Below are 24,008 nucleotides of genomic sequence, written 5' to 3'. Positions count from 1 at the left end.
CATCCTTTTTTTCCAAGTTTTGCGTTTGATAAAAACGGGATGCTTTCCTTCGGAGTTAAATGAATCTGAAGATCTTAATGCTGCAGAAAATTAGCTGTAAAATCAACCGGGCCGTGGAGTCCCTGGTCAGCCTCATGGGTATCCTAATGACCGCAATTGTCGGGGCCCAGGTCTTTTCCCGGTATATGCTCAACCACTCTTTGTTCTGGTCCGAGGAAGTGGCCCGGATTCTGCTCGTGGCTCTGACCTTTTTCGGGGCCAGTGTGGCCTATTTTCACCGCGCCCACCCCGGGGTGGACGGATTTTACCGGCGGTTTCCCGGGGCAATCCGGAAATGGGCCGATGGGGCAGTGGCCCTGGCAGGGATAAGCCTTTTCAGCGTGATGATCGTTTACGGCGTCAAATTTGCCTGGTTTGTCCGGCTTCAGATTACCCCGGCCCTGGGTCTTCCCAAATGGGCAATCATGGCCATTGTGCCGGCAGCCGGCCTGGTATTCATGGTTCACGGCCTGGCCTTCCTATTCAGGGGAAAGGCGGGCCCGGATAAGGGAGATCCAAAATGACCTCCCACTTACTCATCCTCTCCCTTTTTTTCCTCTTTATCATCAATACCCCCATTGCCGTGGCCATCGGTGCAGCCTCCATCTTCACCCTCCTGATCCAGGGAGACTTTTCCCTGATGATGGTGGTTCAGCGGATGTTTTCCGGGACAGATTCATTTCATATCATGGCCGTGCCCCTGTTCATGTATGCCGGCGTGATCATGGAAAAAGGGGGAATTTCAGGCAGGCTCATTGACTTTGCCAATGCCCTGACCGGATGGCTGCCCGGCGGTCTTGCCGCAGTTTCCATTGTATCGGCCATGTTTTTTGCCGGGATCTCGGGCTCTGCCGCCGCCGATGCCGCGGCAGTGGGCGCCGTTCTGATCCCGGCCATGAAGAGGGCAGGATACCCCTCTGATTTTGCCGCTGCGGTCCAGGCTTCAGGCGGCTCCCTGGGGGTGGTGATTCCCCCCTCCATTCCCATGATTATCTTTGGGTTCCTCACCGGGGCCTCCATTGGCCGGCTCTTTGCCGCCGGAATCCTGCCGGGCCTGCTCATCGGAATTTCCCTGATCACGGTCTCCACCTTTTTGTCCTGGAAAAGGGGATATGCCCCCAGCGCCTCCTTTTCTTTGGGGCGCATATGGCATACCCTTACCCGGGCCGTCCTCGCCCTGGGGGCTCCCTTCATTATCCTGGGGGGAATCCTGTCCGGTATATTTACGGCCACGGAATCGGCGGCCGTGGCCGTATTCTACGCCCTGTTTGTCTCCATCTTCATATACCGGCAGATCCGGGTCAGGGATATTCTGCCCATTTTCAGGCAGGCCTCTGTGACGGCCTCGGTGGTCATGTTCATCATTGCCACGGCCTCGGTTTTTTCCTGGATCGCCGCCATCGAGGAGATCCCCGACGCCCTGGCAGGAAGTCTCTTAACCCTTACGGATCAGCCGGAAATTCTGCTGCTGCTCGTCAACCTGGTGCTTCTGGCCGCCGGAATCTTCGTGGAAACCACGGCCGCCCTGATTCTGCTGGTCCCCATGATCACGGCCATGGTGCCCACCCTGGGCATTGACCTGATCCAGCTGGGGGTCATCGTGGTGGCCAACCTGGCCATCGGCATGCTTACCCCGCCCATGGGCATCTGCCTCATCGTGTCCAGTTCCATTTCAGGGGATTCCGTGGGAAAAGTGGGGCTAAAGGTCCTGCCCTTTCTTCTGATCCTTTTGATAGATCTTTTCATCATCAGCTTTTATCCGCCCCTGACCCTGTGGATGGCCGGGATGGTGGGAAACTAATCTCCAGGGATCCCTTCCCGGGTTGTCCCCGGGACTGCCCAAGGGGCCGGATAAGAGTATATCCATTGGGTCTTTCCCGAATTTGAATTTCAAAGAAAGGCTTTTTCCTAGACGCCGCAATCCTCACGGTTTTTGCTCTGCCGGAATGACCGGAACGATCTCTGGGGGGACCTGTTCATCTCCTCAACCATGATATTGCGCGCCCTTTGCATAAGCAGGCCAAGGGTTTGCTCTGAGTACTCTTTTACGGATATGGGTTCAAGGATCTTCATCACTGCCTTGCCCGGGAAAAGATCCAGGGTTTTATTGGGAAGGATATCCCTTGTTCCCTCAATCGTCACCGGCAGAATCGGCAGATCCAGATCCAGGGCCATCTTGAATGCGCCTTTTTTAAACTCCAGAATGCGGCCGTCCATACTGCGGGTTCCTTCCGGGAAGAAAATAATGGATGTGCCGTTGACGATCTTTTTCTTGGCCGCCTCAAGGGTTTTTATGGAAGATTCATGATCGGATCGGTCTATGAAGATATGGCCCACTTTTTCGCACCCGATACCGATGCCCGGGACGCTTCTTAATTCCTGTTTCATCACCCATTTAAAATCTATATTGAGAAAACCGTACAGGACAAAAATATCAAATGCGCTCTGGTGATTGGCAATCACCACATAGGATTGGTTGGGATCGATATGTTCTCTTCCATGGACTTTCACCAACATCGGTGCGGCCCAGGCATTGAGACGCGCCCATAGGACACCGCCGAGATAGCTTGCCGCCCGGGCGTTGATCAGAAAAGCCGCCATTACGGCAATGGTACCGAAAATCATCGTGGAGAGGATAAAAAACGGGATGGGGACCAGCCACTTATACGGCTGATAGAGAAGATGTAGGATTTTTTTCATATGGCACCTGCTTTCTAAGGCTGCTGTGGTTTCCATGAAAAAAATATATCAAGTAATAGCGGTTTTCAATATATTTGTTTTGGGAATCCAGACCCTGTACCGAAATCCGGGTTACATGCCGGGGCCTGCACCCCAGGCAGATCAGATATTCCATAGCGGTTTTCAAAACTAGGTTCCTTTTTAACCCGATGAAAACCAACAGGAGGGAGACCATATGAAGAATGCCCGAAAAGAGCGTGTTGAAAAGCCGTGTATTAAAATTTGCCTTCCGGGAAATAAAGGAAATTCTATCTGAAAAGAGAAAAGATAAGGCTCATTCCGTGAGCCAGGATTCGTGATTATAAAGGGTCAGGAGAACCGGGTAGAGAAGAGTGTTGATCTCTGTCTTTTGGGTCTCAAGCATGCCCTTGCCGAAAACAAGCTGGCTTTGGAAGACTTGCGGGGTGATAAACCTTGTAGAAACAGGAATTGTCATGGCTTTTGCCCGGTCCGTGATCTCATTTCTGTCCTGTACCGGTTTCCAGGCCAGAAACCATCCCCAGTCCCCGAAGCTGGGCACGTTTTCATGGAAGGGCAGAACGGCAAACCCGGCAGCTTCCAGAGTCCGGCCGATGCAAAGAAAGCTTTCCTTGGCAAAATAGGGGGAGGTGGCCTGGATCACAGCCATGCCGGTGAGGGACAATTTTCTTCTGACCTTGGCGTAAAATTCCCGGGAGTAGAGCTTGGACAGCTCAGGGGTGGACGGGTCGGGCAGGTCCACGATGATCAGGTCCCAGAACCCGGACGCCTTTGACAAAAAAAGGTCGGCATCCAGGTTCATCACATTGACCCGGGCAATTTCATGGATTTTAGGCTTCCCCTTCTTTGAAGAGCCCGTATTCACATAAACCGGGGTCTTTTCCCCGGGCTGGACACCTTCCCCGGAAAAGACAAGGGTCCGGCTGTCCTGAAACGAATTTTTATTTATCCGGGTCAGGAGAGGATGGGTGGCGGCAAGCGAGGTCATGGCCGGATCCAGGTCCACCAGGGTGATTTGTCTTACATCTTTGTACTTGAGCACTTCCCTCAGGGCGCAGCCGTCCCCTCCGCCCAGGATCAGGATCCGCTTCCTGACGGGAATAAGATTCATGGCCGGATGGACCAGGGACTCGTGGTACCTCTCTTCATCGAGGCTGTTGAGCTGGAGGTTTCCGTTTAAAAAGAGCCGGACCTCGTCCAGGGGCTGATAATGGGTGATAACGATATGCTGGTATTGGGTGGTCCGGCTGAACACCACCGGGTCATCGTACAGGGGCTGCTCCAGCTTGACCTGCCATACCCGGCTGTTTTTATACCCCAGGACCAGGCCCAGGAACACTCCGGTCATGACCAGGAACAGGAGAGGGCTTTTGGCGATCAGCCCCTTCCGGGTAAAATAGGCAAAGGTGATCAGGGCCAGCAGGAAATTGACCCCGGCCGTGAGAAAGGCGGCCTCGGTAATGGGAAAATACCGGAGAAGAACAAAGACATAGACCAGGGAACCGATCAGGGAACCGATGTAATCGGCGCTGAGGATGTTTCCCAGATTGGTGGACAATTCATGGGAAAAGTCGTTGTTGATCCGGATGATCACCGGGATCTCAAGACCGATCAGTATGCCGATGAGGCTGACAAAGGCGTAAAGGACCAGGGGATAGTGGGCTGTATGCCCGTAGGAGAGATAGGTCAGAGTGGGGGAAAAGCCGCCGGCCAGGGCCAGGCCCGTTTCAATTCCGATAAAGGTCAGGATGAGCCTGTGCTTGGGAATCCGGGCCTGGATCAGACTGCCGAACCCCATCCAGAAGAGCATGAGCCCGATGACCATGGCCCACTGCTCAAAGGAGTTGCCCAGGATCATGGAGGCCAGGCTTGCCTGGATATACTCCAGGATGATGCCGCAGGCCCCCGAGGCAAACATACAGGCGCAGAGCAGAACAGAGGCAAAGTTGAGGGATCGCCTATTCAAGCTGGAGGTCAAAACCCGAAACCCCTAAAAAAGAGTCCACGGCCCATTAAACGGAAAAGGCGATGATCAGGGCCACGGCAACAATGGCGCTTTCCACCACCACCAGGGCGGCCGTGTTTTGGTCCTCCTTGATTTCAACGGCCAGGTTGGTGGTGGGCAGCAGAATACGGTCAATGAGGCTTCGAAAGATCAGAAGCATGACAATGCCGTAGGCCGTGTAAATCAGAAATCCCATGAGATCATTTGCCCAGCCCGTGAACGGCCCGGATATGGAGGACATGAGGATGATGCCCAGGGCAACAAGGATGCCGCCCAGACCGATGCCGGCCGCCGGGTTGTTCTTTTTTATCTCATCCCTGACGTTGAAAGGGGTGATCAGCTCATAGAGCAATCCGAACAGAAGAAGGGCTGCCTGGCCCAGAATGAAAAACAAAAGGGCGCTGGCAAGGGCCTGCAGAAAGGTCCCGCCTCCGCCGGACAGGCTCCCCTTGAGGATAAATCCCGTGGCGATGTACATGGAGGCTTCCACCAGGCCCACGGCGGTATTGCCGGTGACTTTCCGGCCGTCGGGAAGAGAGAACTCCCGGATGCATTCCGCATCGTTGGACACATGACCCAGCATGATAAAGTCATTGATGAACCGGGAAAGGAACAGGAATCCGATGATGATCAGCCCGTCCAGGATCAGATGGACCAGGTCCAGGAAAAATCCGCTGGAACCTCCGCCAAGGGCTCCGGAAAGGCCCAGGGCCACTCCCAGATAAAGGCCTCCCCTTCTCAGGCCCACGGCCAGGTTGCCGTTGTCGATATGGACATCGTCGTCAAAATCCCGGGTCCGCCAGTCATCTGCCGTCTTGGCCAGCCAGATAAAGAAAATACCCACCAGGACAAAGACAACTCCCTGGATCAGCCCCATAAAAACGCCTGCCAAACTCATATTTATCTCTCCTAAAATTGATTATCTGATATCGGGCTTTTATTTTCCCTTGCCGCCGGGCCCGCCCCCGCGAACCCGGGCCCCGGCTCCGCGGACGGAAGGGGTCCGGGATTTAAATCCCCCGGTCCGGGCAAATGAGGAACTCTGGTACCGGGGAGAATTTTTCACCTGGCTCCCAAAAGTGCCGTACCGCCTTGCACCGGTTTTACTTGCCCCGTAATAAGGTCTCTGGTGCCGGTAATTGTTGTTCCATCCATGCCAGGAGTTGTAGTAGAAATAAGAGGGCGGAAAAAAGAACATACTGGAAAAAAAGGCATACCTGCCGTACCAGGACCAGAAGCTGTCTCCTTTTTCATCCTTTTTCCACTCACCGTATTTGGGATTTCCCACATAGGATATGCCCGGGGGAGCGGCCTGGGTGAGCCGGTCTTCTTCAAACACCCCGTAAGGCTTGGACACAATGGCCATGCCCAGATCTTCATAGTGCTGTTCGTAGAAACTGGGATTGACCTTTTCCCACCCGGTTTCTTTTGTTTCCCCGTCTTCTTCCAGCAGATACTTATGATAGTAGGCGACATCGGTCCGCTCGATCCAGAAATCGGCTGCATTGTGCCCCTTGCCCGGCCATTGGTCGGTGGGATTGATGTTCAGTTCGGACCAGGCCTTGCCGATCCTGTTTTTCAGGCTGGCACCCATAAAGCCCGGGACAATGGAGGCAATGGATTCAAGCTCCGACTCGGCCAGGACCTCAAAGGTTTCCGGACTGACCTGGCGCTGGAAGCTGACCTGCCTGGGGTTGGAAAAGTCGCTCCTCTCGTCCCAGGACTCCCGCTTGACCACCACAAAGTACTCCGCCTTCATATCCTGGAGCACCTTGGTATAGCTGTGGGAGAGCTGGTCCATCCGGGACTTGAATTCCTTGCCCTCCCGGATGGAATTTTCGTAATCCCGGGCGATCCCGTCGGCGCTGTCAATGAACAGGGCATAGTCCGGGGCCTGGCCGGATTCATGAATCTTGAATTCCTTTTCAAGGGCCTGGGCCCGGGCCCGGTTCTCCCGGCGCATCTTCGTGAACAGGGCAAACTTTTTATCGATCTCTTTTGCACTGTCCGGGAAATCCGCTTTGGCCTTTTGCAGGTCTTTGCTTTCCAGGCTGTCCACCAGAGAGGTGACGGCATCTGCCCGGGAAAGGGCCTTTTCCCGGATTTCAGGCATGTCCCGGACCGCGGTTTGAAGCCGGACAAACCGGTTTAAGGGAAATTTCGACTCTTTCCCTGCCTCCTGGATGACCTGGGTGATCCGGTCGGTCTGGGCAAGGACGGCCTGGGCCAGCTCGGGTTTATCTTGTTTCAACAGGGGCTTCAGCTCTTTTTTGAAAAGGGTTTCGGCCCGGTCAAGGGAGGATGAGGCCTTCTGGAATCCGGCCTCCCAGTTTTCCTTTTGGGCGAATCGTTCAAGGGCCTTGAATTCAGGGGAAGACTTCAGGCTTTCAAACTTTTTCCGGTCCTTTTCAACAATTTTCCGGGTTCTCTCAATGGTATCGGGGATATTGGCGGCCTTGTCCTTGACCTGATCGGGCAGGCCCGGGCCGCACCCTGAAATCATCACCATAAAAAGTCCCAGGAAGGGAATCAGGCGTTTCAGGATACTCGGTTGTAAGAAAAACATCCTAGGATTTTTCTCCTCTGGTTAAAATGCGGATCTGGTCCGGTGCCACTGGACGGCTGGTATAGATCTGATATTCTTCCTTTCCGGAACCCTGCCACTCTTCAATGGTGAGGAACCGGTTCTGGGCCTCGTTTTCAAATTCATAGACATAGACCTTTTCTTCCCTGGTCCGGCCCTGGTATATGGCGGCCCAGTCATCTTCATACCAGAATTTTTCCCCTTTATACAGGATCGCATCCTTATCTTCTGCAATCTGGTCCAGGTCATCCCCGTCAATGGACTCTCCGGCCTCGTCACTTAAATGGCGGAATGAGATCCGTTCGTCGGTGAGGGCAATCTCCAGCTCATCGTCAAATTCCCATTCAATGTGGGCCGTCTCACCGGTTTCCATGCACAGACAGGTCAACTCCGTTAAGAAATACCCCTCCCGGGTCTTGAAATCCTCTGATGTCTCTTCATATCGGGCCGCATCCCTGACATGGTAGGTCTTTCCCATGAAGGTAAAAAAGCTTTGGGCTCCGGCATCCTGCAGGGTGAGGCGCATCTGCTCCGGTTCCGGAACAAGGGCAGCCGGGCTCAGGGTCCGGACAATGGAAAATCTTTCTTCAAAGGATTTTTCTACACCTGGATCAAGCATAACGTAAAAACTCCATTGATTTGGCATTAAACAGTTGGGACACGAACCATCCGTGTGGATGAAAACCTGCCCATATAAAATCCTGAAGCAACGCCCTAGACGGGTGAGGTTTCGTCCACATATTAATCATCCTGTCGGCGGGCGGTCAATGCATCGGTCCTGGCCCTGAACCGCTCATTCATCTTTCCCAGAGCCGTGGAACTCTGGGATGCGATGTTGATGGTCTCCTTGGAGATCAGGGCATAGGTTTCAAAGGCCTGTTCATAGGTCCGGCAGGCCTCTTCCAGGGCTTCGATGTTCACGGTCATGGACTGGCTCATCTTGGCCCCCTTGACAGCGGCGTCCCCGATGACCCGGGCCGTGTCCTTCATGGTTTCGGCGGCGGCCTGCTGGACCATGTCCAGATGCTGCATGGTTTCCATCTGCTGTTCGGCGGCCACCCGCACGGCCAGGGCGTTTTTCACGGCCGTGGATAAAATCATGTCCGTCCGCTGGACCAGGCGTTTGACCAGATGGGAGTTTCTCACCATCATCTCGCCTCCGAACCGGGTCTGGAGATTGGAGTTGTCAATGGTCTGGAGGTCGACCACGGCCATGGCCAGGTCCGAGGTCAGGGTGGTCAGGGCCTCCTTGACCCTGGGGTCTTCCACCTCTTCGATATGGGCCATGAGTTTTTCCCAGATGACCTGGCCCAGGAAAATTCTCTCCTGGAGTTTGGGCTGGATCTCCTTTAGGGCGTCGCAGATAATGGCCAGCTCCGATGCGTCAAAGGCCACCTGGTCGGCTTCGTTGCGCAGATGATTGCGGATTCCGTCTATGGTGGAGTTGACCGTCTCCCGGCGTTCGGCAATGATCCTGAGGATCTCATCCCCCTTGGGAAGGCGGTTCACGGTCCGGGTAAACAGCCCCAGCATCTTCTGGGGCAGGGGCGTCTCCGTCCGGGCCACCATGGTGGGATTGACCTTGTCCAGCTCGGTCTTGATGGCCAGGATGTTTTTGCCCACGGGCGAGGAATCGTCCGTGGCGACGTTTTTGAGCACATTCCCCATTTTCCGGTCATAGAGGGAAACCTGGGCCTGGGTCTGCTCCATGATCTCCTGTCCCAGGGAAAACACAAAATTGCCCAGCTGCCAGTTGGAAGGATCGGCCTTGACCTTCTCAATAAACTCATTGGCCTCGGCCTCTATGGCCTTTATGTCTTCCACGGTCAGATGTTTGGGTTCCACAGGCACCAGGCTGGAGGGCGCCTGGACCGGGGTGAGGGCCCCCTGGCCCGAAATTTCCGTAGCTTCCGCCAGTACCGGGGCCTTGGCCTGATTGGCTACGCTTTGAAGATCCTGTGTTACGTCGTTCATGTTTTTCTCCCTAATTAAGTCTAAAGTCTAAAACTGAAAGTCAAAAGCCGGATCCATCAAGAGAATTTACCGGCCAGAAAATGAGCCATGGTCTTAAACTCGGCCGTCTCGTTGTTCTCAATGATCTGTCTGGACCTCTGGGTTACCTCACCGAGGCTCTGGACGGAATTTTTAAAGATCTTGTCCTGGGCTTTTCGGCTCTCCGGGGACAGGTCCAGAAACTCCTTTACAATTTTTTTGAGGTGGGTGAGCCCGATTTTTTTCAGCTCATAGGTCAGGGCCTCTCCCGGATATTGCTTCATCATGGGCGGGATCACGGATCTGAGATCGTCAATGATGGATTCGATTTCCCGGGTCATATCCGGGGAAAGGGCCGGATCCTTTCTCATCATCAGGTTGAGCCCCAGCAGGGAATCCATGATCTCCCTGAACTCGTCGGCATCCGTCCGGGCCGGTTCAGGCGGAGGGGCTGTCTTTTCCGGCTCTTTTGCTTTCTTTTTAAACATCATCCATCCGATACCGACTGCGGCACCTAGTAGAATTATGGCTGCAAGGGTTCCGGTCATTGGGATCTCCCAGGTTAAGGGTTAAAAAGACATGTTTTAAACTAATGCACAAACCTGAGTTTACAAGGTTGAGATTCTCTTAAAAAGAGGGAAGGGGTTAAACGGGAATACCGGACAGAGTTAAAAAAAACAGGAAAGGCCCCCGGGTCTCCCGGACCGGTGCATTCAGGCTTTGAGCCCAGGTTCCGGATCCGGTCTATTTTTCGGAATCGTGGAGCCCCAGAATGGCATCAATCATCTCAGAGGACTTCCGGGCTTCAGAGGCGCTTCCCTGCCACACGGTATTGCCGGACTCAAGGACCAGGATCGATTGGGAAACCGCAAGGGCTCTCTGGGTGCTCTGCTCCACCAGCAGGATGGTCAGCCCCTCTTTGTTGAGGGCTTCAATGGCCTTGTAACAGGTGTCCACGGCCTTGGGCATCAGCCCCAGGGAGAGTTCGTCGATCATTAAAAGCTTGGGATCGGCCATGAGAGCCCGGCCGATGGCCAGCATCTGCTGTTCCCCGCCGGACAAAGAGCCGGATTTTTGATTCAGCCTTTCCCCGAGCCTGGGAAAAATGGAGATCACATTCTCCATGCTTTGCCCGGCCTGATCTTTGTCTGTGGTATAGCCGCCGACCACGAGGTTTTCCTTTACAGTCAGGCTTTTGAACAGACGGCGGCCCTCGGGCACCAGGGCGATTCCCTTCCTTACCCTTTCCATGGGAGAGCTTTTTGTGATCTCCTCTCCCCTGTAAAAAATGCTTCCGCTAAAGATGTCGACCTGACCGGCCAGGGACATGATCAAAGAGGATTTTCCGGCCCCGTTGGCGCCCAGGATGGCGGTAACCGATCCTTTGTCCACGGCCAGGTCCAGATGCTTGACCACCTGCATGCTGCCGTATCCGCAGGACAGATCCATTAATTCCAGCATATTTTCTATCCTCCCAGGTAGGCGGCCCGGACCCGGGGCTGCTTCATTACCTCTGCAGGTTCCCCGTGGGCCAGGTTCCGGCCGTTATCCAGAACATGAAGCCGGTCGCTGATCCGCAGGACTTCACTCAGATTATGTTCGATCATCACAATGGTCATTCCCTGTCTGGATACTTCTTTCACCATGTCGGCCAGTTTCCCGGCCTCCTGGCTGTTGAGCCCGGCCAGGGGTTCGTCCAGAAGCAGGATCTTGGGTTCCACGGCCAGGGCCCTTGCCACTTCCAGCCGTTTGAGAACCCCCAGGGGCAGTTTTGAAACCTCGTGATCCCGATAGGATTCAATATCCACCATCTCCAGGAACCTGACCGCCTTTTCCTTTTCAGGGGCCCGGTCAAGGGTCATCAAAGAGGGCCAGATTTTCCTGACCTTTTTAAACCCGGCCGCAAAGGCCACATTCTCGAGAACCGTCATGGAGGTAAAGGGCCGTACAATCTGATGGGTCAGGGCCAGGCCTTTCCGGATCCTTTCATGGGTCTGCAGTCCGGAGATATTCTGATCTTCCAGTTTCAAAACCGCGCTCACCGGTTTGACCACCCCGGTCAATGTGTTCAAAAGGGTGGTTTTTCCGGCACCATTGGGTCCGATCAGGCTTAAAAATTCTCCTTTGGCAACAAAAAGGCTGACATTGTCAAGGGCGGTTACACCGCCGAACTTAACGGTAACCGACTCTGCCCTCAGGATTTCACTCATCTGGGCCTCCGGTTTTTTCTCAGCAGCCTGACCAGGCCGGACAGGCCTTCCGGGGCAAAGCGCATGACCGAAAACAGCAGGACCCCGTATAGTAAGAGTTTATAATCATTGATGAACCGGAACATCTCCGGCATTAAAGAAAGGAAAACAGTGGCCACAACCACCCCGAAAATGGATCCGATCCCGCCCACGGCGACCATGGACAGAATGGTGACCGACTGGATAAATCCGAATGTTTCAGGAATGATGAACCGGGTATAATAGGCATAGAGCCCGCCGGCCAGCCCGGCCATGGCCGTTCCCATGGCAAATGCCGTGATTTTGTAGGATTTCACATCCAGGCCCAGTATCCTGGCCGTTTGTTCGTCGTCGGCCACGGCATCAAATGCATATCCCATCCAGGAGCGTTTGACGTGCCAGGAAAAAAGGATGGAAAGAAAGGCAAAAAACAAGACCAGGCAAAGGTATCCTCCCTTGTCCATCCCGGGGGAAGGAATCCCTGAAATGCCCATTTCACCGCCAAGAATTTCCTGCTGCCGGACAATTCCCACAAAAAGAAAGGCCACGCCCATGGTCACGATGGCCAGAAAATCCTCCCTGACCCGGAGACTGGTCAAACCGATAACTGCCCCGATCAGGCCGGCCAGAACAAAGCCGGCCCCCAGGGTCAGGTAAACCGGCCATCCTGCCTTGGCCAGCAGGGCGGTGGCATATGCCCCGATTCCGTAAAAGGCGGCATGGCCAAGACTGATCTGTCCGCAGTATCCGGTAATCAGGTTCAGGCCCACCGCCAGGATGATATTGATTCCCACGACCGTTGCCAGACTGATTTCATATAATCCCATAATTTACCTCGATGCAAAGAGTCCGGTGGGTTTGATCATCAATACGAGGATCAGAAAGGCAAAGGCAATGGCATCCCTGTCCAGGAGGTTGCCCACATATATGGTGCCGAAGGCCTCGATAATGCCCAGGATCAGGGAGGCGATCAGGGTGCCCATGACATTTCCCAACCCCCCCAGCACGATAATGGCAAGGGACTTATAGGAAGGAACCGCCCCCATGGTGGGTTCCACAAAATTGCTCAGCAGGGCCACCAGCACACCGGCCACGGCGGCCAGGGCACTGCCGGTGAAAAAGACCAGGTACCTGACCCGTATGGGGTCAATGCCGAAACAGGCAGAAATTTTGGGATCATCCACGGTTGCCCGCCATCCCGTACCGATGCGGGTCTTCTGGGCAATCCAGGCCAGGACGCCCAGAAGGAGGAGATTGGTGATCACGGTGACGATCTGACAGGTTCTCAGATGGATGCCGAAAACCACCACTATATCCTGGAGGGGGGGCGAGACAAAGGTAAGGCCAAAGGGGCCGAAAATCAGCCTGAAAAGCTCTTCCATGCCTATATAAAGGCCGATGGAGGCGATCAGGGCCACATAGGGGGGACGGTTCAGTATGGGTTCGTATACCAGGCGGTAGATGATCATTCCGGCCAGGCCGGCGGCCAGGGCCGCCAGGAACATCCCCGCCGGCAGGCTGCCGGTCTGATTGGTCAGAATCACCCCCAGGTAGGCCCCCAGGGTAAACAGGCCGGCATGGGCCACGTGGAGCACCCGTAGCAGCCCGTAAATCAGGGTCAACCCCACCGCGATGATGGCGTAGGTTGACCCTTGTATCAACCCTTGAATCAGAAGTTCAATATAGAGCACGCATGCATCCTTGGGATTTTATTTTTCAGGGGGCTGTAAAAGTGCCGGATCATCAATGACCGAGTGGTGATGCCACTCTCCGTCTTTGACCACCTGGTTCTGGACGCTTTTCATGACTTCGCCCAGGCTATTGAATTCAATGGTCCCGGTGGAGGCTTTCATGGAAATATTGGCAATGGCATCCCTGATCTTCTTGGGATCCGTGCTGCCGGCCTTTTCAATGGCCAGTGCGGCCACTTTTACGGCGGTATGTCCGGAGGCCGCCACCATATCGGCCTTGTACCCGGCCATTTTTTCAAAATTTTCAATGAACTCTTTGGTTTCCGGAACCGTGGAATCCCGGTCAAGGGAGGTGGTGATGATCACCCCTTCTGCCGCCTTGCCCGCAATTTCGATAAATTTCTGGGAGTCATATCCCTCCTGGCCGATAACCGGTGCGGTGATGCCCGAAGCCCGAAGCTGGCTGACCAGGGGGCCTGCCGTAAAGTAGTATCCCGAGGCATAGATGGCTTCAGGTTTGTCCGCTTTTACCTTGGCAACGATGGCGCCGAACTGGCGGTCCTTGATGGAGTATTCATACTCGTTGACAATATCAATTCCGAAGTCGGCGGCTTTTTCCTTGAACCCGGCGGCCAGGGACTTGCCGAAATCATTTTTAAGGGTGATCATGACCACTTTCTTTTTCCCCAGGAGTTCACCGATCAGCTTGGCCCCGGCCTTTCCCTGGACTTCACCCAGAAAAGAGGTCCTGAATACAAAGTCACCGGCCTTGGTGATGTCCGGATGGATGGCATAGGCGGAAATATAGGGAATTCCGGCCTCCTGGAAGATGCCTGCCGCCGAACGGGTCGGCCCTGAATAACTGCCGGAGACGCCCACGGCGACCTTGTCCTGGCCGATGAGCTTATTGGCAATGGGGATGGACTGGGATGCATTGGCCTGGTCGTCGTAGATGACCAACTCCAGTTTTCTGCCCAGAATTCCCCCGTTTTCATTGATCTGCTTTACGGCCAGCTTGGCACCGAAAGAGGATGATTTTCCGTCGGACGCCGCAAATCCGGTCAAGGGGGTGTTAAACCCGATTTTTATAGGTTCGGCAGCCCAGGCCTGGCTGAAATATGCCCCGAAAAGTATCAAACCAACCAACAGCAATCTTTTAATCATTTTCGATCTCCTTGTAAGTGTTGTGCTTTTTACCGATGCTTTCATGGGAAGTTTCCCAAAGAACCAAAGCCTATACATGTCTATACAAGCTTATCCATTGTGTCAATAGGTTTTTGGAGAATTATCCCTGGCGGACCGGCATCAAAAAAACCTTTTTGGGGGAGACTGAAACCATTTGCAGGAAGAAAATTTCAATGGTATTCATAGGGGTCTGTAATTGACTTTTGCCGTTTAATGCGTATTTCATATAGCCAGGAAAAACAGAAAGATGAGGATGAAAAAAATGAGTACGGGTACGCGGATCATAAAAGCCATTCTTTTAACTCTATTGTCGGCCCTGGTGATTGCCGGATGCGCCCCGTCCAGGTCGGGGCGGGTATACACACGGGATGAAGCCCGGCAGGTTCAGACCGTGGAGACCGGCACCATAGAGTCGGTCAAGGAAGTGCTTATTGAAGGGACCAAGACCCCCATCGGCGCCGCGGCCGGAGGTATTGCCGGCGGTGTGGCCGGTCATTCCGTCGGCGGCGGATCAGGGAAAGCGGTTGCCACGGTGATCGGGGCCCTGGCCGGAGCAGCAGCCGGGGCCGTTGCCGAAGAGGGAATCACACGGAAACCCGGCCTTGAAATTGTCGTAAAAAAGGACAACGGCAGGACCATTGTCGTGGTCCAGGAAGCAGATATGGATCTGGCCCCGGGAGACCGGGTTAGGATTATCTCCTCTTCGGAGGGAAATACAAGGGTTTCCAAATAGGCTCCCCGAAAAATATCAACCCAACCCATCCGTATCCGGAAAAACCTATGCTGACAGGGGTCTTGATTTGCAAGACCCCTGAACTGTCAGGACCGATTTAGGAAAAAACAACCCCATAAATTCAGGTGAATATGAAAAAATTATCGTCACAAAATGAAAATCTGCGCAATATTGCCATCATCGCCCACGTAGACCACGGCAAGACCACCCTGGTGGATGCCATGTTCCGCCAGAGCGGGCTCTTCAGGGAAGGGCAGGAGGTGGACGACCGCCTCATGGACTCCATGGACCTGGAGCGGGAGAGGGGCATTACCATTGCCGCAAAGAACTGCTCCGTGACCTGCAAGGGGGTGAAGATCAATATCATTGATACCCCGGGCCATGCCGATTTCGGAGGAGAGGTGGAACGGGCTCTGTCCATGGCCGATTCCGCCATTCTGCTGGTGGATGCTTCCGAAGGGCCTCTGCCCCAGACCCGGTTTGTATTAAAGAAGACCTTTGAAGCCAACCTGCCCGTTCTGGTGATCATCAACAAGATCGACCGCAAGGATGCCCGGCCCGACGAGGTCCTGGACATGGTCTATGACCTTTTCATCGACCTGGACGCCACGGAAGAACAGCTTGATTTCACCTATCTTTATGCCATCGGCAGGGACGGGATCGTGAAGCGGGAGCTTGAAGAGGATGTGGACAACCTCAAGGTCCTTTTTGAGATTATTCTGGATGAAATGCCTCCCCCGTCCTATGACCCGGAAGCCCCGTTCCAGATGCTGGTGTCCGACCTGGGATACTCCGATTACCTGGGACGTCTGGCCATCGGCAAGGTGTTCAACGGATCGGTTGCATCCAATGAGAGCCTGGTCTGCATGGGAGAAAACGACAAGAAAATGGCCTTAAAGGTCAGCAAGCTCCAGTCCTATGACGGCCCCACCCTGGTCCCTGTGGACCAGGCCCAGGTGGGGGATATCGTGGTCCTGTCCGGGATTGAGGATGTCAAGATCGGGGATACCATCTGCACCAAGGATGCCCCGGTTTCCCTGCCCAGGATCACCGTGGACGAGCCCACGGTATTCATGCAGTTCTCCATCAACACCTCTCCCTTTGCCGGCCAGGAGGGCAAACATGTCCAGTCCAGGAAGATCCGGGAGCGCCTGCTCAAGGAGACCCTGATGAACGTGGCCATTGAGGTGGAGGAAAGCGATGAGGGGGAAAGTTTTGTGGTCAAGGGCCGGGGAGAACTCCAGCTGGCCATTCTCATCGAAACCATGCGCCGGGAAGGATTTGAGATCTGTGTGGGCCGGCCCCGGGTAATCTACAAGGAAAAGGACGGGCAGCGCCTGGAGCCCATTGAGCATCTCTTTGTGGACTGTGACGAGGCCTTTCTGGGGGTGGTCACGGAAAAACTCTCCATCCGCAAGGGCAAGATGACCAACCTGGTCAACAACGGCAAGGGCCGGGTCCGCATCGAGTTTTCCATTCCCTCCCGGTCCCTGATCGGGTATCCGGACGAATTCATGACCGATACCCGGGGAACGGGCATCATGAACTCCTATCTGTCCGGGTACGAGCCCCACAGGGGAGAGTTTCCCCTGCGGTTCAACGGGTCCATCGTCTGTGACCGCCAGGGCAAGGCCGTCCCCTATGCCCTGTTCAACCTGGAACCCCGGGGCCAGCTCTTTATTCCCCCGGGAACCCCGGTATATGAGGGCATGGTCGTGGGGGAGCACAACCGGGCCTCGGACATCGACGTCAACCCCTGCAAGGAGAAGAAGCTGACCAATATGCGCGCTTCGGGCAAGGATGAGGCCACCATCTGCTCCCCGGTCAAACCCATGACCCTGGAACAGGCCATCCACTTTATCCGGGACGACGAAATGGTGGAGGTGACCCCCCTTTCCATCCGGATCCGGAAAACGGTCCTCCATGCGGGCAAGCGCCATCTCATAGCCGGCAAATTAAAAAAGAAGAATCAGAACGGAAAATAACCCAGGGAACGGGCCAATGCCGGCCTGAAGATAGAGTTGTCCATCGCAAAGATTTGATCCGGAATCCACCTTGGTGGATTCCGGATTTTTTTATACAACCCTACAACGCCTCTGACCGGAGAATCTGTCTCCTAAACACTCTCCATTTTTTCTTTGAGAAAAGGAGCATAGGCCATGTCGGTTTTCAGGATATGGTTCTTTAGCCAGTCCCTGAGAAAATCCATGAGATCCATGGTCAGCCCGGCCTTGCCCGAATCAAACTCCTGCTGAAAGGCGCTGACCTTTTCCACCAGTTTTTTGTGAATCTCTTTGTGGGCCTGGGTCTCGGGATAGCCGTGCCGGTCAAAGAGAGTCTCTTCAAATCCAAAGTGGAACACCGTGTAATCGGTCAGTTCCTTGAGGATCTTTCCGGCTTCTTTGGCCCCTTTCTGCATGCGCATGGCCCTGTGCAGAAGATTGACCAGCTTCACGAGCTTTTTATGCTGGTCATCAATATCCGGGAGGCCGGTTTCAAGTTTGGGGCCCCAGGGCATGATGTCCGGAATATCGCGGACAGGGAACTCTTCCGCGCCCCCCTCTTCCGGGCGGGAGACCTTGAACACGGCAATCATCTGCCTCAGACTCACGGACAGACCGTCCAGCTCCCTGGCCCCCTGGGTGAGGTTGCCGGCATGGCCGGACATCCGGGCAGCCACATTGTCCACCCGGGAGATGTCTCCGGCGATCTCAGCGGCCACCAGAGAACTCTGGGCCACGTTCCCGCTCACCTCCAAAATGCCTTCAGAGGCCTGGTCAATGTTCTCGGATACGTCCTTGGCCGCCCTGGACTGCTCCTCCACAGACCGGGCAATATCGTGGACAATATCATCCACATGGGAGATGACCTGGGAGATATTGCCCACCTCTTTTACGGTTTCCCCGGTGGATTCCTGGATTCCTTTGATTTTTTCCTGGATGCTCTGGGTGGCGTCGGCGGTCTGGGCGGCCAGATGTTTGATCTCATCGGCCACAACGGCGAATCCCTTTCCGGCGGATCCGGCCCGGGCCGCTTCAATGGTGGCGTTCAGGGCCAGGAGATTGGTCTGTTCGGCAATCTCCGTGATGACCTGGGTGACGTGGTTGATCTCCTTGGCCGCGTCCCCCAGCCGTCCGACTTCATCCATGGCCCGGCTCACCTGTTCCCTGGCCGAATTGGAGGTCTGCCCGGCATCCTCGCAGTTGCCGACAATGCTTGAAATGCTGGACTGCATCTGGCCGGCTGCCTGGGCAACATTGGCGATATTGGCCGAGGCCTGCTCACTGGCCGCAGCCACGGACTGCATGCTGGCGTTCATCTCCTCGGCTGCGGCAGCCACGGAATTGGACCGGGTATAAAGATCCGAAGATTCCTCTTCCATCTGTTCCGAGGCGGATGATACTTCAGATGAGGCTGCGGTAATGGTTTCCGTCTTTCCTCCGATATTGAGGATAATCCGGTCCAGGTTGGAGACAAATTCATCAAACCGGTTTGACAGGGCCCCGATTTCATCGGGCCGGTCCAGGGACATCCTGACGGTCAAGTCTTTTTCATCCCCGTGAAGGGTCTGTTCCAGTTTCTGATTCAGCTGCCGGACAGGCCTGAAAAGTCCGAAATGGAGCAGGAGTACGGCAGCTCCCAGGATAACAAAAACAGAGACCAGGGCAAGCAGAACCGCAGGAACCCGTGTTCCGGAGGCCAGGGCCCCGGGCAATTGCTCCAATTCTTTGATGATCCGTCCCTGAGCGGCTCCGTGCTGGTCCTCAGGAAGGGTTTTCAGTTCCTCTATTTTTCCGGTCACCTGTCCTGTGAGCCGGACAGCCGAGGAATGCTGGAAGTGAACCATGAGTAGAGTCAGTGCTAGACAGGAGGCGCAGACAATAACCAGAAGTGTGACAAAGAGCCTTAGTTCTAAACTTTTCCGGAACAATGGCATGGCTTTTTCTCCTTATGAGATATCCGTAAAATTAGCTTTTAGTAAAGCTGCATCTATATCAGTTTTATAATCCCAACTCCATGATTTTTATATTAGAATCAAGATATCCCCTGATTTTACAGGAACAGGATTTGGACTTTCCGGCCGGAAGTTCCCTGTGGTCTGTGGTTTGAGAAGATTGTCCTGAAAACGATCCTCTTTGTCTGCCATCCTGGCCGGGATCCAATATCCGGCACGGCCGGAAAACAAAAAGACAGGGGGAATTTTCCCTGTCTTTTTATCGAAATCGTCCGGCTTCGCCTTTTTGAGCCGGAGTCCGCCGGCAATTGTCCGGGTCTTACAATTAAGAATGAATAATCTTAAAATCAGATCCTTTGGGGTGATCCTCCCGGAACCGGACCAGCCTCTGTTCCAGGTCCGGGAACCGGTCCTTTCCGGTCTGGGAGACACAGGCCCGCAGGCCTTCGTGGCGGTCCGAGCCCGTGGTGGTCAGGGATATGGCGCTGATGCCGTAGTAGAGCAGTTCCTCCACCAGTTCGACTCCTGTAAACCCCGGGTATGAGATGGTGAAATAGAAGCCGTCTGCTATTTTCTGCCCGTCATCCATGTCATAGACAATATGAAACCCGTTGTCCGTAAAGTACTTTTTCATGGCCCGGGCCCGGTCTCCGTACTCTTTGACCTCCTCCACAAAATTGTACTCTCCCCGGTTGACGGCCTTGAGCAGACCCAGGAGTCCGTACTGGTTGGAATGGGAGACCCCGGAGCTTAAGGCATACATGGCCCCGAAGATATAGGCGTACCCGAAATTATCCGTGTTGAACCAGGGTCTCAGGTTGTCCCCCTCGGAGTTGAAGAGGCTGTCCGGGATGGCGGTCATGCCGATGCGCTGGCCGGCCAGGGAAAAGGACTTTGAGCTGGAGATAAGAAGGATGTAATTTTCCGTATACCGGGCCACCGTCGGAATAAAAGGAGGCTGTCCCGGTGCTGAATAGTCCATTCTGAAATCCATACCAAAATAGGCTAGATCTTCCAGAACAATGCAGTCATACCGGGTGGCCAGGTCACCGATGATCTCAAGTTCGGTATCCGTAAAGCAGATCCAGGCAGGGTTGTTGGGATTGGAGTACATGATGGCTGCCACGTCCCCCTGCTTCAAATAGGATTCGAGTTTGCCCCGAAGCTTTTCCCCCCGATACTCATAGACGTCAAAATTTTCAAAGGGAACCCCCAGGACCCGGGCCTGGTTCTTGTTTACCGGGAACCCGGGGTCGATGAACAGGATCTTGTCTTTTCCCCGCATCCTCCGGGTGGTGCACATCATGGCCATGAAGCAGCCCTGCATGGAGCCCACCGTGGGAAAGCAGGAGATGGGATTGATCTCTTTGTCCAGATAATTTTTGACAAACCCGGAGATTTCGGTTTTCAGTTCAGGGATTCCGTCAAAGGGCGGGTATTTGGAACCCACGCCTTTTTTCAAGGCTTCAATTTCTGAATTTACGGCGATCTGAGGGGGATCCAACCCGGGCACGCCCATTTCCATGCGGATGAATTTTTCCCGGGATGCGGTCTCTATATTGTTGACGATCCGGTTCAGCTCCCGGATGGAGGCCATACCCACGGATTCAAGGCCCATGGCGTCAATTTCCTGTTTTACGATTTTGGGATCAATGGGGGGATTCATAGGTTTCTCCTGAACATATGATTAGAAAATTAATCAATTATTTGATTAGATGCAAGTGTAGAGACTTGTTAAGAATTATGCAAGACTTTCTTTAGGAGGGCTGGTGGGACTTTTTCTGCATTTTTTTAGTGAACCGCTTCACATGGTCCATGATGATGTCTGAGGCCTTGACACTGTCCCGGATCTTCATGGCTTGGATGATCTTTTGAAAGTCGTTCAAGTTTTCCAGGGTCCGCTCATGGTTCATGGGAAGATAAACCTGATAATATTGATGAATATTGTCATGGATACTCTTCTGGATGAACTGGAAGACCGGGTTTCCGGACATGATACCGATATAGGTGTGCATGGCCTCGTCGGTTTTCAGAAAATTTTCCCAGTCCCCCTGTTCAAAAAAGACCTTGGCCTGGGCAAAAAGCCGCTCCATCTCACGGATATCCTCGGGGGTGGCCCTTTCCGTGGCCAGTGCCGTCAGGCTGCCTTCGATCTTGATCCTGAACTCCGATAGATGCTCCAGGGATATCTTGCCCGACCGGATCAACAGGGCCAGGGACTCTGCCATGGGTTCGGAATCAATGGGTTTGACAATGGCCCCCCCTGACACGCCCAGTTTGATCTCAATGAGACCTTTCTGCTCGAGAACCCGAAGGGCCTCCCTCAGGGTTCCCCGGCTGGTGTTGAACATGTCCTTGAGATCCCGCTCGGCGGGCAGGCGCTCCCCCGGCGAAAGCTTTCCGCTCAATATGGCATCCTGTATCTGTTCGACCACATCCTGGAATACCCGGTTCTGTTTGGCTTGTTTAAACATTCTCCCGTCCGTTTCGTCAATGTTTGGTTAAATGGATCTCCCTGTTTTTTAATCATTTAAACGGGTGTATGTCAATTAGATAATGGTTAAACCATTTTTTGATTTTCCAGGAAGGACTCAGGGCTTTCTTTGGTTCTTTGGGCTGCTCTTTTTTCCTGGATGAAATCCTTTTTTTAGAGGCGGGAATTTTTTTACAGGTTTTCCGGGACGGGCTTTTCTGGACCGGCCCGGTTTTCGGGTCAGAATCTCTTTTTGTCTCTCTTTTTCCCGGGGATCTTTTTCCACAAAGATCTTTTCTCCGGTAAGGGGACGGGTTCCGGTATAGTACATGAGGGAGGAAAAGGTTGAGGGAGTGGGGGTAAAAATCTGGACCTGCTCGGGATGGATGTTCAGATGCTCCCGGCAGAACTCCTTTGCCGCCGTCATGTCCTGCCGGGTGGATCCGGGATGGGCCGCAATAAAATAATAGGTCAGAAACTGTTTTTTCCCGGCTCCGGCCGAGATCCGGTCAAAGGCCTTCTTAAATTCAAGCAGATCCTGGATGTTCTGCTTGCCCATGAGATCCAGGACATGGGTCTGGGTATGCTCCGGCGCCACCTTCATCTGACCGGATACGTGGTCTTTGCAGATCCTCTCAAGATAGGCCCTGCCATGGGCCCTGTCCGCTAGAATCAGATCATGCCGGATGCCGGAATTGACAAAGACTTTTTTCACCCTGTCCAGGGCCTGGATCTTTCCGAGCAGGCGGATCTGGCCCGAATGGTCCGGTTTGAGACTGGGGCAGATCCTGGGAAAAAGGCATCTCTTGTCCCTGCATGCCCCCTGGGTCAGCTTTTTTTTGCACTCAAATCCGTACATATTGGCCGTGGGACCGCCAAGATCCAGGATTATGCCCCGAAATCCGGGCAGCCGGGTCAGTTCCTCTGCCTCCCTGAGGATGGATGCTTCGCTCCTGGAGGTGACGGTCCGGCCCTGGTGGACGGCAATGGCGCAGAAGTTACACTCTCCGTAACATCCGATATGGGTTGGAATGGAAAACCGGATGGTCTCCATGGCCCTGACATCCCCCATGGCCCTGTAAAAGGGATGAAGATCCCGCTCAAAATTGAGGTCATGGATCTGGTCCAGCTCCCGGGTTGTGGGTGCGGGCCGGGGGGGATTGATCTTCAGGAACCGGTCGTTGTGCCTCTGGCAGAGGCCCTGGGCCGTTACCGGATCCATATTGTCGTAGAATTGGATAAAACTTTCGGCATAGGCCTTTTTGTCCTTTTGAACCTCTTCAAAGGAAGGCAGTTCCAGGCCCTTTTTTGTCTTGGTAATATATGCAATGCCTTGGATGGCGGAGGGATCCTCCCCTTTTTTCAGGGCCAGGGCAAGTTCCAGGGTGCTTGCGTGGCCCATGCCGAATACCAGGTAATCGGCCCTGGCATCAAAGAGGATGGACCTTCTGATCTTATTGGACCAGAAGTCATAATGGGCGATGCGCCGGAGACTGGCCTCAATCCCCCCCAGGACAAGGGGGACCGTGGGTTTAAAAAACCTGCGGACCAGATTGGCGTATACGATCACGGCCCGGTCCGGCCGCCTGTTGTTGACTCCGCCGGGGGTATAATCATCCTGTTTCCTGAACTTCCCGGAAGCGGTATAATTGGCCACCATGGAATCCACGGCCCCGCCGGTAATGCCCCAGAAAACCCTGGGCTCCCCCAGCCTTGTAATATCCCGGTCGCTGTCAATATCCGGCTGGGCAATGATCCCTACCTTAAAGCCCCTGTCCATCAGAATTTTCCCGATCACGGACACCCCCATGAACGGGGAATCCATATAGGCGTCCCCGGTGACCAGGACAACATCCAGGACTTTCCAGCCAAGTTTGCCCATCTCTTCCCGGGTGGTGGGGATAAACATGGCCTATACCTCCGTTATTATGGGTTCATGGAGGGCAGGCACGCCTGTCTCCTGCAAAGGGTTTTTTTGTTTTCCCCTGGAAATGATTTTCCAGGGGGTGAATTCTTTCTTCCCGGGCAGGCAGGCCTCTTTTATATTTTTCATTCTGATCTTATCCATCAAATCACTTCCATTTTAATCTGTACCGCCTTTGGGAATGGATTCTGCAATCGGCAACAGGCTTTTTTGCGAATTTCACCACAGCCCCATGTGTAGCAGCCAGTGTCAGGGCTTTCAAGCTGTGGCGTTTCCGTTGGGGGTGAGCTTGATTGTCCATGGGAGCTTGATCTAAACCCTCACAAGCCGGCCTTTCATGAGAAAGAGGTATGGGATCAGTAAAAACACAAATTTGTGTTTTTACAACACGGATCTGCTGCCCCGGCAGAAATTGCAAATATTTTTACTATCAGGAAATTTTATTTCTTGCTATAAATCCCAGTATATTGGATAACAAAAT

General features: G+C 54.0%; 21 protein-coding genes. 4 read left to right on the top strand and 17 right to left on the bottom strand.

The genetic code is table 11. From position 1 onward, the window contains the following. Positions 1-77: 77 nt before the first annotated feature. Both F608_RS0113280 and F608_RS0113275 read left to right on the top strand, forming a co-directional pair. On the top strand, positions 78-563 hold the full coding sequence (locus F608_RS0113280) for a TRAP transporter small permease (protein WP_244154292.1): 486 nt from the start codon (positions 78-80) through the stop codon (positions 561-563). Then, positions 560-1,840, top strand: a complete 1,281-nt coding sequence (locus F608_RS0113275) for a TRAP transporter large permease (protein WP_022666134.1) — start codon at positions 560-562, stop codon at positions 1,838-1,840. Before F608_RS0113280 ends, F608_RS0113275 begins: the two co-directional genes overlap by 4 nt. 107 nt (positions 1,841-1,947) lie before the next feature. Here the strand turns inward: F608_RS0113275 and F608_RS31850 are convergent, their stop codons facing one another. The 12 genes from F608_RS31850 to F608_RS0113205 all read right to left on the bottom strand — a co-directional run bounded on the left by F608_RS31850 (position 1,948) and on the right by F608_RS0113205 (position 14,421). Next, positions 1,948-2,739, bottom strand: a complete 792-nt coding sequence (locus tag F608_RS31850; RefSeq protein WP_022666133.1) for a lysophospholipid acyltransferase family protein — start codon at positions 2,737-2,739, stop codon at positions 1,948-1,950. Positions 2,740-3,052: 313 nt separating this feature from the next. Continuing rightward, entirely contained in the window at positions 3,053-4,735 is a 1,683-nt protein-coding gene (locus tag F608_RS0113255; RefSeq protein ID WP_022666130.1) for a polyamine aminopropyltransferase, read from the bottom strand. Between the two features lie 34 nt (positions 4,736-4,769). Next, positions 4,770-5,660 carry a DUF350 domain-containing protein gene (locus F608_RS0113250; protein WP_022666129.1) on the bottom strand — a complete coding sequence of 297 codons (891 nt, stop codon included), beginning with the start codon at positions 5,658-5,660 and terminating at the stop codon, positions 4,770-4,772. A gap of 39 nt (positions 5,661-5,699) precedes the next feature. Continuing rightward, complete coding sequence (locus F608_RS0113245; protein ID WP_022666128.1) at positions 5,700-7,328, bottom strand: hypothetical protein; 1,629 nt, start codon at positions 7,326-7,328, stop codon at positions 5,700-5,702. A gap of 1 nt (position 7,329) precedes the next feature. Continuing rightward, positions 7,330-7,965 carry a DUF4178 domain-containing protein gene (locus tag F608_RS0113240; protein ID WP_022666127.1) on the bottom strand — a complete coding sequence of 212 codons (636 nt, stop codon included), beginning with the start codon at positions 7,963-7,965 and terminating at the stop codon, positions 7,330-7,332. Positions 7,966-8,087: 122 nt separating this feature from the next. After that, complete coding sequence (locus tag F608_RS0113235) at positions 8,088-9,320, bottom strand: toxic anion resistance protein (protein ID WP_022666126.1); 1,233 nt, start codon at positions 9,318-9,320, stop codon at positions 8,088-8,090. A gap of 56 nt (positions 9,321-9,376) precedes the next feature. After that, positions 9,377-9,886: a hypothetical protein gene (locus tag F608_RS0113230; RefSeq protein ID WP_022666125.1), complete on the bottom strand. Its 510-nt coding sequence runs from the start codon at positions 9,884-9,886 to the stop codon at positions 9,377-9,379. A gap of 196 nt (positions 9,887-10,082) precedes the next feature. Then, a complete protein-coding gene (locus tag F608_RS0113225; protein WP_022666124.1) occupies positions 10,083-10,799 on the bottom strand; it encodes an ABC transporter ATP-binding protein in 717 nt (238 codons plus the stop codon). Positions 10,800-10,804: 5 nt separating this feature from the next. Next, complete coding sequence (locus tag F608_RS0113220) at positions 10,805-11,548, bottom strand: ABC transporter ATP-binding protein (protein ID WP_022666123.1); 744 nt, start codon at positions 11,546-11,548, stop codon at positions 10,805-10,807. After that, the gene (locus tag F608_RS0113215; protein WP_022666122.1) at positions 11,545-12,393 is read right to left on the bottom strand and encodes a branched-chain amino acid ABC transporter permease; all 849 of its coding nucleotides are present in this window, start codon (positions 12,391-12,393) and stop codon (positions 11,545-11,547) included. Before F608_RS0113215 ends, F608_RS0113220 begins: the two co-directional genes overlap by 4 nt. Before the next feature lie 3 nt (positions 12,394-12,396). Continuing rightward, positions 12,397-13,257, bottom strand: a complete 861-nt coding sequence (locus F608_RS0113210) for a branched-chain amino acid ABC transporter permease (protein WP_022666121.1) — start codon at positions 13,255-13,257, stop codon at positions 12,397-12,399. An 18-nt stretch (positions 13,258-13,275) separates the two neighbouring features. Then, complete coding sequence (locus F608_RS0113205; RefSeq protein WP_022666120.1) at positions 13,276-14,421, bottom strand: ABC transporter substrate-binding protein; 1,146 nt, start codon at positions 14,419-14,421, stop codon at positions 13,276-13,278. Between the two features lie 283 nt (positions 14,422-14,704). Here F608_RS0113205 and F608_RS0113195 point away from each other — a divergent pair, with 283 nt between their 5' ends. Together F608_RS0113195 and typA are read left to right on the top strand one after the other, a co-directional pair. Continuing rightward, positions 14,705-15,175: an outer membrane lipoprotein gene (locus tag F608_RS0113195; protein WP_027362723.1), complete on the top strand. Its 471-nt coding sequence runs from the start codon at positions 14,705-14,707 to the stop codon at positions 15,173-15,175. 131 nt (positions 15,176-15,306) lie between these two features. Next, on the top strand, positions 15,307-17,160 hold the full coding sequence (gene typA, locus F608_RS0113190) for a translational GTPase TypA (protein WP_022666118.1): 1,854 nt from the start codon (positions 15,307-15,309) through the stop codon (positions 17,158-17,160). Between the two features lie 131 nt (positions 17,161-17,291). Here typA and F608_RS34795 read toward each other — a convergent pair whose 3' ends face one another. The 5 genes from F608_RS34795 to F608_RS36195 form a co-directional block, all read right to left on the bottom strand. Continuing rightward, entirely contained in the window at positions 17,292-19,112 is a 1,821-nt protein-coding gene (locus tag F608_RS34795; RefSeq protein WP_051148572.1) for a bacteriohemerythrin, read from the bottom strand. Positions 19,113-19,455: 343 nt separating this feature from the next. Next, the gene (locus F608_RS0113175; protein ID WP_022666115.1) at positions 19,456-20,796 is read right to left on the bottom strand and encodes a pyridoxal phosphate-dependent aminotransferase; all 1,341 of its coding nucleotides are present in this window, start codon (positions 20,794-20,796) and stop codon (positions 19,456-19,458) included. 91 nt (positions 20,797-20,887) lie between these two features. Further along, positions 20,888-21,604, bottom strand: a complete 717-nt coding sequence (locus F608_RS0113170) for a FadR/GntR family transcriptional regulator (RefSeq protein ID WP_022666114.1) — start codon at positions 21,602-21,604, stop codon at positions 20,888-20,890. 117 nt (positions 21,605-21,721) lie between these two features. After that, positions 21,722-23,512: a YgiQ family radical SAM protein gene (locus F608_RS31840; RefSeq protein WP_022666113.1), complete on the bottom strand. Its 1,791-nt coding sequence runs from the start codon at positions 23,510-23,512 to the stop codon at positions 21,722-21,724. 3 nt (positions 23,513-23,515) lie between these two features. Continuing rightward, positions 23,516-23,671 (bottom strand): hypothetical protein, encoded by a 156-nt coding sequence (locus F608_RS36195; RefSeq protein ID WP_022666112.1) that lies wholly within the window; start codon positions 23,669-23,671, stop codon positions 23,516-23,518. Between the last annotated feature and the right edge of the window lie 337 nt (positions 23,672-24,008).

This window comes from Desulfospira joergensenii DSM 10085, from assembly GCF_000420085.1.
In the GTDB taxonomy this organism is placed as follows: domain Bacteria; phylum Desulfobacterota; class Desulfobacteria; order Desulfobacterales; family Desulfobacteraceae; genus Desulfospira; species Desulfospira joergensenii.
Note: the sequence above shows the minus strand (reverse complement) of the source record. Positions and strands in the feature narration are given on the sequence as shown.

Excerpts from the sequence above, each read along its gene's own strand:
- F608_RS0113280 (WP_244154292.1), top strand. The coding sequence starts at position 78 with ATGCTGCAGAAAATTAGCTGTAAAATCAACCGGGCCGTGGAGTCCCTG.
- F608_RS0113275 (WP_022666134.1), top strand. The coding sequence starts at position 560 with ATGACCTCCCACTTACTCATCCTCTCCCTTTTTTTCCTCTTTATCATC.
- F608_RS31850 (WP_022666133.1), bottom strand. The coding sequence starts at position 2,739 with ATGAAAAAAATCCTACATCTTCTCTATCAGCCGTATAAGTGGCTGGTC.
- F608_RS0113250 (WP_022666129.1), bottom strand. The coding sequence starts at position 5,660 with ATGAGTTTGGCAGGCGTTTTTATGGGGCTGATCCAGGGAGTTGTCTTT.
- F608_RS0113245 (WP_022666128.1), bottom strand. The coding sequence starts at position 7,328 with ATGTTTTTCTTACAACCGAGTATCCTGAAACGCCTGATTCCCTTCCTG.
- F608_RS0113240 (WP_022666127.1), bottom strand. The coding sequence starts at position 7,965 with ATGCTTGATCCAGGTGTAGAAAAATCCTTTGAAGAAAGATTTTCCATT.
- F608_RS0113235 (WP_022666126.1), bottom strand. The coding sequence starts at position 9,320 with ATGAACGACGTAACACAGGATCTTCAAAGCGTAGCCAATCAGGCCAAG.
- F608_RS0113230 (WP_022666125.1), bottom strand. The coding sequence starts at position 9,886 with ATGACCGGAACCCTTGCAGCCATAATTCTACTAGGTGCCGCAGTCGGT.
- F608_RS0113225 (WP_022666124.1), bottom strand. The coding sequence starts at position 10,799 with ATGCTGGAATTAATGGATCTGTCCTGCGGATACGGCAGCATGCAGGTG.
- F608_RS0113220 (WP_022666123.1), bottom strand. The coding sequence starts at position 11,548 with ATGAGTGAAATCCTGAGGGCAGAGTCGGTTACCGTTAAGTTCGGCGGT.
- F608_RS0113215 (WP_022666122.1), bottom strand. The coding sequence starts at position 12,393 with ATGGGATTATATGAAATCAGTCTGGCAACGGTCGTGGGAATCAATATC.
- F608_RS0113205 (WP_022666120.1), bottom strand. The coding sequence starts at position 14,421 with ATGATTAAAAGATTGCTGTTGGTTGGTTTGATACTTTTCGGGGCATAT.
- F608_RS0113195 (WP_027362723.1), top strand. The coding sequence starts at position 14,705 with ATGAGTACGGGTACGCGGATCATAAAAGCCATTCTTTTAACTCTATTG.
- typA (WP_022666118.1), top strand. The coding sequence starts at position 15,307 with ATGAAAAAATTATCGTCACAAAATGAAAATCTGCGCAATATTGCCATC.
- F608_RS34795 (WP_051148572.1), bottom strand. The coding sequence starts at position 19,112 with ATGCCATTGTTCCGGAAAAGTTTAGAACTAAGGCTCTTTGTCACACTT.
- F608_RS0113175 (WP_022666115.1), bottom strand. The coding sequence starts at position 20,796 with ATGAATCCCCCCATTGATCCCAAAATCGTAAAACAGGAAATTGACGCC.
- F608_RS0113170 (WP_022666114.1), bottom strand. The coding sequence starts at position 21,604 with ATGTTTAAACAAGCCAAACAGAACCGGGTATTCCAGGATGTGGTCGAA.
- F608_RS31840 (WP_022666113.1), bottom strand. The coding sequence starts at position 23,512 with ATGTTTATCCCCACCACCCGGGAAGAGATGGGCAAACTTGGCTGGAAA.
- F608_RS36195 (WP_022666112.1), bottom strand. The coding sequence starts at position 23,671 with ATGGATAAGATCAGAATGAAAAATATAAAAGAGGCCTGCCTGCCCGGG.